We start from the raw sequence: 13852 nt of genomic DNA, 5'->3' as shown, positions 1-13852 counted from the left end.
GATCGAACTGCACACCCGAAGCACAATGAGATAGGGTTGCCTAACCTATGCAACCAGCATCCCGGGTTGCATCGTGACCGTGAGGCAGGACCTGTGACATCGACATCGACGGCACGCGACGGATTCACCCCCATTCCCGCCGAATTCGCCGAGACGTACCGCGCGGCCGGGTACTGGAACGGCCAACCTCTGGGTGAACTGCTGCGCGAGGCGGCCCGGCGGTGGCCGGACCGTCCGGCGCTGCTGGACGAGGCCGCGACGCGCGACTATCGCGAACTCGACGCCGAGGCCGACTCGATGGCGCACGGTTTCCTCGCCACCGGCATCGAGCCGGGTGACCGGGTGCTCGTGCAGTCGCCGAACGTCCCGGAATTCGTGGTGGCCCTGTTCGGTCTGCTGCGCGCCGGGGCGATCCCGGTGCTGACCCTGCCCGCACATCGTCGCGCCGAAATCGAGCATCTGGCCGAATTGTCCGGTGCGGTGGCCTATCTCACAGCCGATCGGGTGGGAGATTTCGACCATCGCGAACTGGCGACGCAGGTGCGGGACCGGGTGCCGGGGCTGCGACAGGTGTTCGTGGTCGGCGATCCGGGACCGTTCACCGCATTGGACTCGCTTCCCCGCGAAGGGGATTCCCTGCCCGAAGTCCCCTCTTCGGCCATCGCGGTGATGCTGGTCTCCGGCGGGACGACCGGTCTGCCCAAACTCATCGCCCGCACCCACGACGACTACGGCTACAACGCGCGCGCCAGCGCCGAGATCTGCGAATTCGGCCCGCAGGACGTCTATCTCGCGACTCTGCCCGCGGCGCACAACTTTCCGCTGTCCTGCCCGGGGATCCTGGGCACGATCGCGACCGGCGGGTCGATCGCCCTGCTGTCCGATCCGAGTCCGGAAAGCGCCTTCGCCGCCATCGAACGGCATCGCGTGACCGTGACCTCGGTCGTTCCGCCGCTGGCGCAGTTGTGGTGTGCCGCAACCGAATGGGAGGACGCCGATCTGTCCTCGCTGCGGTTGCTCCAGGTCGGCGGGGCCAAACTCGCCGAGGCGAACGCCCGCACGGTGCGCCCCGCGCTCGGCGCGGCCGTGCAGCAGGTGTTCGGCATGGCCGAGGGCCTGATCAACTACACCCGCCTGGACGATTCCGAGGACATCGCGTGCACCACCCAGGGCAGGCCGCTGTCCCCCGCCGACGAGATCCGCGTCGTCGACGCGGAGGGCAACGACGTCCCGCCCGGCGAGGAGGGCGAACTGCTGACCCGCGGGCCCTACACACTGCGCGGTTACTACCGTGCGCCGGAACACAATGCACGTTCGTTCACCCCCGACGGCTACTACCGCAGCGGGGATCTGGTGCGCCGGCTGCCCAGCGGACATCTCATCGTGTCCGGCCGCATCAAGGATGTGATCAATCGCGGCGGGGAGAACGTCTCCTGCGACGAACTCGAGGAACATCTGCTCGCCCACCCCGCGATTCGGCACGCCGCCGCCGTCGGCCTACCCGATTCGACACTGGGCGAGCGGGTCTGCGTCGTCCTGGTCACCCAGGGCGACAACCCGACCCTCGCCCAGCTCAAGCAGTTCCTCACCGATCGCGGCCTGGCCGCGTTCAAACATCCGGACCTGGTGCACTTCTCGACCGGGCTGCCGCTCACCGCAGTCGGCAAGATCGACAAGAAGGCGCTGCGCGCGTCACTGTGAGGGCCCGCCCGCCGCGGCCGCAGATCATCCGGCCGCGGCAGCGATCACGCCTTGACCACGTACGGAGCGACGCTGCGGAGTTTCTCGCAGGTCTCCTCGAATTCCCTTGCGGGAGTGGACTGGGACACGATCCCGGCCCCGGCGCGCAGCCAGGCGCCGTCGGGAGTCTGGTAGACCGCGCGCAGCACCAGCGTCGCCTCGAGTGCGCCGGTGTCCGAAACCGTCACCACCGCACCCGAATACAACCCGCGCGGATCGTGGTCGAGCCGGAACACCGCATCGACGCCGTCGCGCTTGGGAATTCCCGACGCGGTCACCGAGGGGAACAGCATTTCCAGTGCCTCCCAAGGGCTTCGGCCGACATCCAAGCGCCCGCGCACCGTGGAGGCCAGATGCTGCACGCTGCCCCGCTCGCGCACGGCCATGAAATCCGAGACGACCGTGGTGTCCGGCGCGGCGACCGCGGCGATCTCGGTGAACGAGGTCTGCACCGAAATCGCGTGTTCGACGATCTCCTTCGGATCGGCCACCAACTCGGCGCGCGCGGCCGCGTCGGCCTCCGCGCCGCGGCCGAATGCCCTTGTCCCGGCCAATGGTTCGGTGGTCACCATGCCGTCTCCGTCGACGGAAACCACCAGCTCCGGACTGTATCCGGCCGCCTCCAGACCGCCCAGCCGCAACAGGAACGAACGCGCCGGAGTGTTGTGCACCCGGCCCAGCCGATAGCTGGCGGGCACATCCACCGGGAACGGCAGCTCGACCCGGCGCGAGAGGATCACCTTCTGATAGCGGCCGCCCCGGATCTCGTCGACCGCCGCACCGACCCGGTCCCGGTAACCGGTCGGATCGACGGAGATGTCGACCGGATGCGCCCGGGGCAGTTCGGTGTCCTGCGCCGCCTCGATCAGGTCGCGGATCTCGGCGCTCTCGGAATCCGTTGCGCCGCTGACCCGCACGCCATCGGCATCGATGCGCACCTCGATCCGCGGGACCATCAGATGAGCCAGCGGCGTGCGCTCGGGCAGATGCGCGGTCGCTTCCAGCGCCCAGGCGCAGAACTCGAATCCGATCCAGCCGTAGGCATTACGCCCGGCCAGCGGCAGACCCGCCAGCGCTCGATCGATCACATTCGCCGGACGCCCCTCCCACGGCTGCGCCGAATTGCTCCCGTCCCACCCGATTCGCAGCTCGGACGCGTCGAGTTCGACGCTGCCGAGGGGATCGGCCGCGAACACCCATTCGCCGGGGCGCTCGTACATCACGTACTCCCCGAACCGATCACAGGCAGCCAGCGCGGCCATCGCCGCGGCCGCATCGAACCCCCCGGCACCGCCGCCATCCGCGGTGATCATCGCCTCCGGACCCTCTTGATATCCGATCCGCACGCGGTCGTCCGTGGTCGACACCGATCCTCCAAGGTTATGCTTACCTAATCAACAGGAGTGAGGTTAGCATTACCTGACCAAATATGGTGGCAGCTGGATCCCGTACACAGACCTCGTTTCGCCAACCTCGAGCAACGCCGACCCCAAGGTTCGCGGCCCGTCTCGCCGGTCGGACGCGTGGCGGGTGCGAGGAACGAGTACCCGACACGGGGCTCATCGGTGAGACCAAGGGGGCCGCGAACACGCCGCAGCGAAGCGGAGGCAATCCAACACAGTTCGCGGCCCGTCTCGCCGGTCGGACGCGTGGCGGGTGCCAGGAACGAGTACCCGACACGGGGCCGAACGGCGAGACCAAGGGGGCCGCGAACACGCCGCAGCGGAGCGGAGGCAATCAAACACAGCCGGGGGTGTCGGAAACTCCTGGCGAACCTCCTGCGGGAAAGGCATCGGGCGAGCTTCAATGAAGGTGGCGTCAGATGTAGGAGGTCCCCACCATGATCGATCACCGCCCCGACGCGCCGGCGCCACCCGCCCCGGGCGGCGCCCCGCAGTCGGTGGTCGCCCTCGTGGACGCCGGCTCCCCGGTGGAGCGCGAGCTGATCGGTGGTTGGCTGGCCGAGGGCGGTATCGATGCGGAATTCGGCGTCGACGCCCCGGTCACCCAGCTCGACCTGGATGCCGAGGCGGTGGCCCTGCGACTGGTCGGCCGCCGGGACGACCCGCTGGTGGTGCCGATCCGGGTGCTGTGGCTGCCCGCGGAGCGAGATGGCGTGCGGCGCATGACCTTCGCCGATCTGGCCACACTGAGCAATCCCCGCAAACCACACCGGCTGCTGCAACGGCGCCTGGTCCACAAGGCCCCCGATCGCCACCTGGTACTCACCGGGCAACCTGCCCGCCTGAGCGAGCTGCGCGCGAACAATCCGGCCGTCGCCGGATCCGCGGATCCGTTCGCCCGCGCCATCGTGCGAGCCGGGATCGTCGCGCTCGAACGCGCCGAGCGCGCCGTCATCGGCGATCGCTACAAGGTGCCGCGCCTGGTCGCGGAGGAGATCCTGGACTCCCCCGAATTCCTGCGCCGCCTGGACCGCATCGCCGACGACATCGGGGCGAGCCCCCGCGAGGTGTACCGCCGCGCGGAGCGGGCGCTGCGGGAACTCGTTGCGGCACAGAGCCGTCTGGTCTCGGATCTGTTCACCCAGGCCATGCGGCCGGTGCACGCCTCGGCCTGGAAGGTCGACTACGACCGGTCCGGTCTGGCCGAGCTGCGCCGGATCAATCAGGGACATCCGCTGGTGTTCCTGCCCTCGCACCGGTCCTACGTCGACGCGTTCGTCCTCGGTGACGCGCTGGCCCGCAACGACTTCCCGCCCAATCACGTGATCGGCGGCGCGAATCTGCGGTTCTGGCCGATGGGCCCGATCGCCCGGCGCACCGGCACGGTGTTCATCCGCCGCAGCTTCGGCGACGACGAGGTGTACAAGGCGGTCGTCGAGGAGTACTTCGCCTACCTGCTGGCCAAGCGGTTCAATCTGGAGTGGTACTTCGAAGGCGGGCGCACCCGGACCGGCAAACTCCGCCCGCCGCGCTACGGCCTGCTGAATTATCTTGCCGCGGCGATTCGTTCGCGCCGGATCGACGATGTGATGCTGGTGCCGGTGTCGATCACCTACGAGCGGCTCAACGAACTCGGCGCGATCGCCAGCGAACAGGCCGGTGGGGTCAAGAAGCCCGAGGGCCTGCCCTGGTTGGCGCGCTACATCCGCAATCAGCAGCATTCGGCCGGGAACGTGTACATCCGCTTCGGCGAACCGCTGTCCGCCCGAGAACGCCTGAGCGCGTACGGAGATCCGCTGCTGCCCGCCGCCGCCGCGGCCGATCCGGCCACACCGGATGTCGACGTCCAGGAGCGAAAGGCCGTGCAGCTGTTGGCCTTCGAGGTGGCCGTCGGCATCAACGCGGTCACCCCGATCACCGTCAACGCGTTGGTCACCCTGGTCCTGCTCGGCGTGCACGAGCGCGCGCTGACGCTCGGCGAGGTGCGCATGGCGCTCGAGCCGGTGCGCGGCTACATCCGCCAGCGCGGCCTGCCCAGCGGCGAATTCGACACGGTGGACGACGATTTCGGTCTGGCAGCGGTGCTCGAACAACTCTCCCTGGCCCGCGTAGTGACCGTCTACCGCGGCGGCGTGGAACCGGTCTACTCGATCCAGACCGGCGCCTACCTGGAGGCGGCGTTCTATCGCAACAGCGCCGTGCACTGGTTCGTCAACCGCGCCATCCTCGAACTGTCCGTGCTGGCCGCGGTCGAAGCTCCCGAGGGCGAACAACTCGACGCCGGATGGGAAGCGGCCTACCGGCTGCGCGACCTGTTGAAATTCGAATTCTTCTTCCCCGAGCGCACCGAATTCGCCGCCGAGATGACCTCGGAAATGCTTCTGGCGGACCCGAATTGGCGCGATCGCACGGCCGACGGCACGGTCGGGACCGATGTTCTGGCCGCCTTCGCCGATACCGGATTCATCATGGCCCACCGCGTCCTGCGGTCGTTCTTCGACGCCCAACTGGTCGTCGCCGAACGTCTGGCCGCCCGGGAACCCGCGCCCCTGGACCGCAAGGAGTTCATCGACGAATGTCTCGCGGTCGGGCGCCAGATGCTGTTGCAGCAGCGCCTGCACAGTCCGGAATCGGTGTCCTCGGAATTGTTCGCCAGCGCGGTGAAACTCGCCGACAATCACGGACTGCTCGATCCGGACAGCCCCGATCTCCCCGCCCGCAGAAGAGCCTTCGCCGACGAGCTGGTCGTCATCGGGGCGCGCATCTCCCGCGCGGCGGCCCTGGACCCGTCGAATCGCACGGAGGGGCCATGACCGCCTCGGCCACAGCGGATTCCGGCGCGACACACACGCTCGACGAGGCGATCGCAGCGGTGCGCTCCGGACCGCAGGGACCGCGGATTCCGGCCGTCTTCGATTTCGGCGGCACCGTCGTGCACGGTTTCACCCCCGACTCGGCGCTCCAGCGGTTATTGCGCCGGGGCAACCGCGCCGACCTGACCGCATCGCTGCGCAACTCCATTCGCGGCTCCCGGGCCGAGGGCGAGTACGAGCGCTTCCTGCAGCGGGTGATGCATCTGTGGGCCGGACACACCGAGTCCGAACTCACCGAGCTGGGCGCCGAACTGTTCCGCGACACCGTCCACGGGCACGTGTATCCCGAGGCGTGGCGGCTGATCCGGGCGCACGAGGCCGCCGGGCACACGCTGGTGCTGGCAACCAGTCTGTCCGCGTTCCAGGTGCAGCCCGCCGCGACGGAACTGGGTTTCCGGCACGTCCTGTACACCCGCATGGCCGTGAGCGAGGGCGTACTCACCGGACATGTGGAGGGAAAACCGCTGTGGCGCAACGGTAAGGCCGATGCGGTGCGCCGCTTCGCCGCCGAGCACGATCTGGACCTCTCGCAGGGCTACGCCTACGCCGACGCCGCTCCCGACATCCCCCTGCTCGAACTCGTCGCACACCCGACGGCGGTGAATCCGGGCCCGCGGATGTCCATGCGGGCCGCCGAACAGGATTGGCCGATCCTGCGTTTCCGTCCCCGGGACGAGGTCGGTCCACGCGATATCGCCCGCACCGCAGCGGGTTTCGCGGGATTGTTCGGCGGCGCGACGGCCGGTGTGGCCACCGCCGCGGCCACCCGGGACCGACGCCGGATGGCGGACTCGATGATCACCCACGCCGCGGGCGGCACCCTCGGCGCGACGGGCGTGCACATGCGAATCACCGGCGCCGAATACGCCCGCGCACCCCGGCCGGCGGTATTCGTATTCAATCATCAGAGCCAATTCGACATGGTCGTCCTGGCCGCGGTCCTGGGCTCGGGCTTTACCGGAATCGTGAAGAAAGAGGTGACCAGCAACCCGGTGTTCGGGCCGCTGTTGCGTTTCGCGGGAGCCACTTTCATCGATCGATCCGATACCGCCGGCACGCGTGCGGCGCTCGCGCCCGTGGTGGAAACGCTGAAGAGCGGGTTGTCCATTGTCATCGCCCCGGAAGGCACCCGTTCGCTGACGCCGCGAGTGGGCCCGTTCAAGAAGGGGGCATTCCATATCGCCGCACAGGCGGAAGTGCCGATCATTCCGGTGGTGATCCGCAATGCCGGGGAAATCGCCTGGCGCAATTCCGCGATGGTGCGCGGTGGCACGGTGGATGTGGCGGTGCTACCACCGATCGACGTGAGCAGCTGGAATCCCGCCGAGATGACCGCCGAGATCGAGCGGGTGCGGCAACTGTTCGTCTCGACCCTGCTGGACTGGCCCGCGCCGGACGAGCAGCCCGCGCACCCTGTCCAGGGCCTGACCGGACCTTAGACCTGCCGACCGAGGAGCAGCTTCCACGGCATCGCCGCCGACTCCAGCTGCACCTTCAGGCTCATCTTGGACGCGCCCTTGGTGCGTTCCTCGAAGCGGATCGGCACCTCGGCGATGGTGATGCCCTTCTTGATGGTCCGATAGTTCATCTCGACCTGGAACGAGTACCCGTTGCTGCGGATCGAGGCGACGTCGATCGCGCGCAGGGTGTCGGCCTGCCACGCCTTGAATCCGGCGGTGCCGTCCTTCACGCCCAGCCGCAGGATCAGGTTCACGTAGAAGTTGGCCCACGCCGAGAGCGCCTTGCGGTACCACTTCCACTCCTCGGCGGTCGAACCGCCCGGAACGTACCGCGACCCGAGCACCACACCCGCCCCGGAAGTCTCCAGCTTCTCCAGCATCGCCGGAATGACCTCGGCGGGATGGGACAGATCCGCATCCATCTGGATGACGATCTCGGCCCCCTCGTCCAGCGCACGCGTGATACCCGCGATGTACGCGCGCCCCAGCCCGTCCTTCTCGGTCCGATGCAGCACCCCCACCACATCGGGCAGCTCGGCCGCGAGCTTGTCCGCGAGCTCACCGGTACCATCCGGCGAATTGTCGTCGACAACGAGAATATGCAGGTCAGAAACCGGCAGCGAGGTCAGCCGCTCCACCGCCACGGGCAGGTTGTCCCGCTCGTCATAGGTCGGCACCACAACGGTCACCTTCAAGGGTCAGCCTCCCGCTCGTTCACGCGCGCGTGTGTACACCCCTGACCGTAGCGGGCCCGCCTCCGACGCACCTCAGCGGGCCGGGACCCGCGAGTTGCGTTGTCGGAGCTAGTCGGCGTCGCGGGCATCCTCGCGGGCATTGCGGGCCCGCACGATCTCCAGGGCCCGTTCGGCGGTGGCCTTGTCCGGGTATGGCCCCATCCGATCGGCGAACCAGCACCGTTTGCTCTGCTCGGCCCGACGATGTCGCAAGCAGTAGAACCAATCCGACTCGGAGTCACCCATCCCCCGATGATCCCACCCCCGCAACCCCGCCGACACCCACAGCCCATAACGAGATCCGCACCACGGAACATCATCCGCAATGTGAAATCCCACACGACGAATCATTCGAAATGAAACTCTCACCAACACTGCCTCGATAAATAAATGACGTAACAACAATTTCCCGAATTACAATCAACCAGCAACAACACAATTTGTTGCCATCCCCAACAATGCATAACATGAAAGCTCGCGCCTCCCACCACCGCCCAACCCGACAACGTCGCCAGACACTCGGCGACAAGTGGCGAAGCCGAGCGCACCGCAGCAACTGATCTCAGAAGAACATGGGTAACTCATCGGGAACGCCCGAAAGGCGACAACGCCCTCAACCGCCGGCCCGAAGCTCGAAATTCCACGCACTCGACGGCCCGCTGAAGTCGCGGAGAGGCGGGGGAGCACATGGGTAACTCACCAGGTATGCCCAAAAGGTGATCCCACGCGAACCGCCGCCCCGAAACGCAAAACTCCGAGCATCCAACAACACGCTGAATACTCGGAGAGGCGGTACTGTGAGTGGCCAGGGCCGGGATCGAACCGGCGACCTTCCGCTTTTCAGGCGGACGCTCGTACCAACTGAGCTACCTGGCCGGGGCACCCGACATGAATGCCTATACAGTCTTGCGACCCTGACGGGACTCGAACCCGCGACCTCCGCCGTGACAGGGCGGCGCGCTAACCAACTGCGCCACAGGGCCTTGCTCTGCTCTCAACAGTGTTGCCACTGTACCCCCTACGGGATTCGAACCCGCGCTACCGCCTTGAAAGGGCGGCGTCCTAGGCCGCTAGACGAAGGGGGCCCGGCCGGATCTCTCCGGTCCGTATCTCAACGGCTTCCGTTGGGAGCTGGGATAGCTTATGACAGCTCCGCCGAGAAACCCAAATCGGCTGGTCAGGGACTCGCCGAGCCGACATTGAGATCGTCCGGCCGCGCACTGGCCCGCCAGCCGACCACCCGGAACTCCTCGAACCACTCCGCAGTCCCCATCCCCTCGACGATGATCTCGAGCGCCTCGGTGAACCGCATGCGCATGTCGACCGGACCACCGACCATGTCGGTGACGTAGCGCTGCCCGGCCAGGGCCGCGGTGAGGGTGCGGGCGAACTTGTCCGGGTCGGCGTCCGGCCGCAGCTGCTTCTGATCGATCGCGCGTACCGCCAGCATCCGGATGGCGCGGCCGAGGATACGCCCGCCGCCGGCCTGCACGTCGCGATGGAATTCCGGTTCGATGATCAGCCGGAACTCCGCCTGGATGATGATGTCGTTGTCCAGGCGCAACGCGACCTCGTCGAGCATCCCCCGCAGTATGTCGAGGGGGCCGAGATCGGTTCTGCCGAGCCATCGTTCGATGCTGGTCCGGTACCGCTCGACCGCGGCGTCCAGCACCGCGCGCGCCAGATCCTCCTTGGAGTCGAAGTGGAAGTACATCGCGCCCTTGGTGGCGCGGGATCCTTCCAGAATGCGGTTCAACGATGCAGCGGCATAGCCGCTTTTCCCGAATTCCACCGCGGCCGACCTGATGATCGCCGCGCGAGTCCGGCGGGCCCGCTCTTGCTGCCGTGCCATGCTCGAAACGCCTCCGAAGCTACTTACCGCCGCAGGACTCCCATTGGGGAACAGTCCTCGATGCGAGTTATGAGATTTTTTAATACCGAGATTCGGGCTACGGCCCGGTTTTTCAAACTCTGAGTACGAAAAGTCGCGGGAAAACCTGAAACACACCGGCTGGTATAGTTCTCCGCGCCCGGGTGCGCCGCAGGGGGTGCGCACCCGGGCGTAATGGTCCTCTCGGATCTGCCTCCTGCGACGGAATCTCCAAGGCGCCGCGAACGGCCGGGCCAGTCGCGACGCAAGCGGGCACATCATCCATAGGCTGAATCCCCTCCCACCGGGCGCGCCCGGTTCTTTCGGAATTCACCGACAGGTCACCGTACTCCGTATCGATGTCGATCGGAGCATCTACCGGAAAGTCAGTTCGCCAAATCCTCTTTCCGAAGTTTGCGGCAAATCTTCGGTTACCATTTTCTCGCGATGTTCCTTTCGCGAATTCCACCATCCCACAGCGCAGTTCGCCACCGCCACACCCCGGCGGCCGCACACCACCTCCGGCCGAACGTGCCACCCCACCGGCGGGCCGCCTGTCGGGCCGATCCCTCGACACTCGCACCTCCACTACCAATTTCCTTGCCACGCACCGTGATTGGTTGATATTTACACACTTCTCCGCTGAAACAAATTGGAAGTCAACGGGATTACCCCCACATCGCGAAACCTGCCCGAGCGCGATCCGGGCCGCGCGGACGTGCCGCCGAAGCCCGATCAGCGACCCCGGCGGGCGGCCCGGCGCCGGCGCAGATTTGCGGACACCGGTCGCGGGCCCGCCGGCAACCCGCGCCGACCAGCGCAGATCATCCGATCGGACACCCGAGACGGATACCGGTTACCACTTCCGCGAACCGCACATTAGACTTGCCACCCGCGCCCCTATAGCTCAGTTGGTAGAGCTACGGACTTTTAATCCGCAGGTCCCAGGTTCGAGCCCTGGTGGGGGCACTCGGGTCCGCCGGAGCACACGCCCCGGCGGATCTTTCGCATCTGTGACGAGATGCACTGCGGCCGCGACTTATCCGCTACAGGAGCGATTCTGTGGCTAATATTCGCTTCACTCGAGGACCTCGAACGAGCGCCGATCGATGACACGCTCGCCGAACTCCAGGCACGTACCGGCAACCGGGCGGGCTAACAAGAACGCCGCCCGGGACGATGATCCCCACGACGGCTCCGCTCCGCCTACACTCGACAGGCGTCGGCTCCCACGTTGTGCCAGCTCACAATCGGGGACCCGCGGGGTCCATCACCTGATGGCAAACCCCGTCCGATGCGTTTCGCATCACACCTACGGTGCCGTAAGGTATGGGCCGCAGTGCCAGGGCCGCGAGGCCGATGGACAAGTGGGGGCGACTAGCACGATGGCAGGACAAGACCGAAGGGCGTAAGTATGGCAAGGGATCTGACTCAACTCGAGCTGCTCACGGAGTTGGAGCCGGTTGCCGAAGAGAACGTCAACCGTCACCTCTCCATGGCCAAGGAGTGGCACCCACACGACTACGTGCCGTGGGACGAAGGCCGAAACTTCGCGGCAATGGGCGGACAGGACTGGGATCCGTCGCAGTCCACCCTCGGTGAGGTCGCCAAGGCGGCGATGATCACCAACCTGCTCACCGAGGACAACCTCCCCTCCTACCACCGCGAAATCGCCGAGAACTTCTCCCAGGACGGCGCCTGGGGCACCTGGGTCGGCCGCTGGACCGCCGAAGAGAACCGCCACGGCATCGTCATCCGCGACTACCTCGTCGTCACCCGCGGCGTCGACCCCGTCGCCCTGGAACAGGCCCGGATGATCCACATGACCAACGGATTCGCCTCTCCTACAGAGGTCGACGCCGGATTCCTGCACTCGGTCGCGTATGTGACCTTCCAGGAGCTGGCAACCCGTGTGTCACACCGCAATACGGGCAAGGTCTGCAACGACCCGATCGCCGACCGCATGCTGCAGCGCGTCGCGGCCGACGAGAACCTGCACATGATCTTCTACCGCAACCTGTGTGGCGCGGCGCTGGACCTGGCGCCGGACCAGGCGCTCGACGCGGTCGCGCTGATCCTGGAGAACTTCCAGATGCCCGGCGCGGGTATGCCCAACTTCCGGCGCAACGGTGTGCTGATGGCCAAGCACGGCATCTACGACCTGCGCCAGCACCTCGAAGAGGTCGTGCAGCCGGTGCTGAAGAAGTGGCGGATCTTCGAACGCGAGGACTTCACCGCTCGCGGTGAGCAGACCCGCGATCGCCTGGCGACCTTCCTGGACAAACTGTCCAAGGATGTGACCAAGTTCGAGGAGCAGCGCGACCGCATGCTCGCCCGCGAGGCGGCCAAGCGCGAACGCGAACTGGCCACCGTCTCCGTGAGCTGAACCGATCCGACGACGGGTCCGGTGGTCTCTCGAACGATCGAGACCACCGGACCCGTTCTCGATCAGCCCCTTCGTACCCCGCGCTGACCACGTGATATAGGCCACTGAGCGGCGAATGCGAGAATGGAATTCATGACTGCGGTGATCGAGGCCAGGCCCCAGCTGCGGATCGGTTCCTACGCGGTCGATCCGCCGGTCGTGCTCGCGCCGATGGCCGGGATCACCAATGTCGCGTTCCGCACGCTGTGCCGGGAGTTCGGCAGTTCCACCGCGATCTACGTGTGCGAGATGATCACCGCGCGGGCGGTGGTCGAACGCAACGAGAAAACCCTGCACATGATGGCGTTCGGGCCGGACGAGAGTCCCCGCTCGATGCAGCTGTACGGGGTGGATCCGAAAACCCTCGGCGAGGCGGTGCGGATCATCGTCGGCGAGGGCTGGGCCGATCACATCGATATGAATCTGGGCTGTCCGGTGCGCAAGGTCACCCGGCTCGGCGGCGGATCGGCGCTGCCGTACAAGCGGCGGCTGTTCGCGAACATCGTGCGGGAGATGGTCGCCGCCGCGGGCGAGGTTCCGGTGACGTTCAAATTCCGCATCGGCATCGATGAGGATCATCACACCTACCTGGACACCGGCCGCATCGCCGAGGCCGAGGGCGCCGCCGCGGTGTCGCTGCACGCGCGCACCGCCGCCCAGCTGTACTCGGGCAAGGCCGACTGGAGTGCCATCACGCGGCTGAAGGAAGCCGTCACCACCATCCCGGTGCTCGGCAACGGCGATATCTTCACCGCCGACGACGCCCTGCGCATGATGGCCGAAACCGGTTGCGACGGAGTCGTTGTCGGCCGCGGCTGCCTCGGCCGCCCCTGGCTGTTCGCCGAGCTGTCCGCCGCACTGCGCGGCGAACCCGTACCCGAGGGCCCGGCGCTCGGCCGCGTCGGAGAGATCCTGATCCGGCACGCCGAACTTCTCGTCGAACACGACGGCCACGACAAAGCCATGCGCGATATCCGCAAACATATGGCCTGGTATTTCATGGGCTTCCCGGTCGGCTCCGAACTTCGCCGGAAATTCGCCACCGTCTCGAGCCTCGACCAGATCCGCGAGCTGACCGCCCAGCTCGACCCGGCGGCCCCCTTCCCGACCGAGGCCGCCACCGGACCCCGCGGCCGCCAGGGCTCCCCCCAGGCCAAGGTCTCCCTCCCCGACGGCTGGCTCGAGGACCCCGAGGACGACACCGTCCCGCAGGCCGCCGACGTGATGCACAGCGGGGGCTGAGCGAGCCCGCCTTTCCGCCGCCGAACCCCCTCACCACGGCTGCGTACACGCCCGAAACGGCTGCGTTCAGCTATTTCTCCGATCGCGGTCACTATCATCGACACG

9 protein-coding genes and 4 tRNA genes are annotated in these 13852 nt (G+C 66.9%); 6 read left to right on the top strand and 7 right to left on the bottom strand.

Annotation, left to right across the window (positions count from 1 at the left end):
- Positions 1-93 precede the first annotated feature (93 nt).
- The gene (locus K7711_RS14340) at positions 94-1701 is read left to right on the top strand and encodes a (2,3-dihydroxybenzoyl)adenylate synthase (protein ID WP_222969664.1); all 1608 of its coding nucleotides are present in this window, start codon (positions 94-96) and stop codon (positions 1699-1701) included.
- Positions 1702-1745: 44 nt separating this feature from the next.
- Here the strand turns inward: K7711_RS14340 and K7711_RS14335 are convergent, their stop codons facing one another.
- Entirely contained in the window at positions 1746-3053 is a 1308-nt protein-coding gene (locus tag K7711_RS14335; RefSeq protein WP_222970333.1) for a salicylate synthase, read from the bottom strand.
- Between the two features lie 527 nt (positions 3054-3580).
- Between K7711_RS14335 and K7711_RS14330 the strand changes: the two genes are divergently transcribed.
- Both K7711_RS14330 and K7711_RS14325 read left to right on the top strand, forming a co-directional pair.
- Entirely contained in the window at positions 3581-5956 is a 2376-nt protein-coding gene (locus K7711_RS14330; protein WP_222969661.1) for a glycerol-3-phosphate 1-O-acyltransferase, read from the top strand.
- The gene (locus K7711_RS14325; protein ID WP_222969659.1) at positions 5953-7455 is read left to right on the top strand and encodes an HAD-IB family hydrolase; all 1503 of its coding nucleotides are present in this window, start codon (positions 5953-5955) and stop codon (positions 7453-7455) included. Before K7711_RS14330 ends, K7711_RS14325 begins: the two co-directional genes overlap by 4 nt.
- Here K7711_RS14325 and K7711_RS14320 read toward each other — a convergent pair.
- From K7711_RS14320 to K7711_RS14295, 6 genes are all read right to left on the bottom strand, one after another.
- Positions 7452-8153: a polyprenol monophosphomannose synthase gene (locus tag K7711_RS14320; protein WP_222970332.1), complete on the bottom strand. Its 702-nt coding sequence runs from the start codon at positions 8151-8153 to the stop codon at positions 7452-7454. The genes K7711_RS14325 and K7711_RS14320 overlap by 4 nt on opposite strands.
- Before the next feature lie 126 nt (positions 8154-8279).
- Positions 8280-8456: a hypothetical protein gene (locus tag K7711_RS14315; RefSeq protein ID WP_222969657.1), complete on the bottom strand. Its 177-nt coding sequence runs from the start codon at positions 8454-8456 to the stop codon at positions 8280-8282.
- 556 nt (positions 8457-9012) lie between these two features.
- Positions 9013-9086 (bottom strand) — tRNA-Phe (locus K7711_RS14310).
- 33 nt (positions 9087-9119) lie between these two features.
- A tRNA-Asp gene (locus K7711_RS14305) sits at positions 9120-9193 on the bottom strand.
- A gap of 29 nt (positions 9194-9222) precedes the next feature.
- Positions 9223-9295 (bottom strand) — tRNA-Glu (locus K7711_RS14300).
- Positions 9296-9387: 92 nt separating this feature from the next.
- Positions 9388-10062 (bottom strand): TetR family transcriptional regulator, encoded by a 675-nt coding sequence (locus K7711_RS14295; RefSeq protein ID WP_222969655.1) that lies wholly within the window; start codon positions 10060-10062, stop codon positions 9388-9390.
- A gap of 914 nt (positions 10063-10976) precedes the next feature.
- Here K7711_RS14295 and K7711_RS14290 point away from each other — a divergent pair.
- The 3 genes from K7711_RS14290 (at position 10977) to dusB (ending at position 13747) form a co-directional block, all read left to right on the top strand.
- Positions 10977-11049: transfer RNA gene (locus K7711_RS14290), tRNA-Lys, on the top strand.
- Between the two features lie 445 nt (positions 11050-11494).
- Positions 11495-12466, top strand: a complete 972-nt coding sequence (locus tag K7711_RS14285) for an acyl-ACP desaturase (protein ID WP_222969653.1) — start codon at positions 11495-11497, stop codon at positions 12464-12466.
- A 132-nt stretch (positions 12467-12598) separates the two neighbouring features.
- Positions 12599-13747, top strand: a complete 1149-nt coding sequence (gene dusB, locus K7711_RS14280; RefSeq protein ID WP_222969651.1) for a tRNA dihydrouridine synthase DusB — start codon at positions 12599-12601, stop codon at positions 13745-13747.
- Positions 13748-13852 lie beyond the last annotated feature (105 nt).

The organism is Nocardia coffeae, assembly GCF_019890715.1.
GTDB classification, from domain to species: Bacteria; Actinomycetota; Actinomycetes; order Mycobacteriales; family Mycobacteriaceae; genus Nocardia; species Nocardia jiangxiensis.
Note: the sequence above shows the minus strand (reverse complement) of the source record. Positions and strands in the feature narration are given on the sequence as shown.

What these genes read in the sequence shown, in the direction of transcription:
- K7711_RS14335 (WP_222970333.1), bottom strand. Translation starts at nt 3,053, where the DNA reads ATGATCACCGCGGATGGCGGCGGTGCCGGGGGGTTCGATGCGGCCGCG.
- K7711_RS14295 (WP_222969655.1), bottom strand. Translation starts at nt 10,062, where the DNA reads ATGGCACGGCAGCAAGAGCGGGCCCGCCGGACTCGCGCGGCGATCATC.
- K7711_RS14315 (WP_222969657.1), bottom strand. Translation starts at nt 8,456, where the DNA reads ATGGGTGACTCCGAGTCGGATTGGTTCTACTGCTTGCGACATCGTCGG.
- K7711_RS14285 (WP_222969653.1), top strand. Translation starts at nt 11,495, where the DNA reads ATGGCAAGGGATCTGACTCAACTCGAGCTGCTCACGGAGTTGGAGCCG.
- K7711_RS14330 (WP_222969661.1), top strand. Translation starts at nt 3,581, where the DNA reads ATGATCGATCACCGCCCCGACGCGCCGGCGCCACCCGCCCCGGGCGGC.
- K7711_RS14325 (WP_222969659.1), top strand. Translation starts at nt 5,953, where the DNA reads ATGACCGCCTCGGCCACAGCGGATTCCGGCGCGACACACACGCTCGAC.
- dusB (WP_222969651.1), top strand. Translation starts at nt 12,599, where the DNA reads ATGACTGCGGTGATCGAGGCCAGGCCCCAGCTGCGGATCGGTTCCTAC.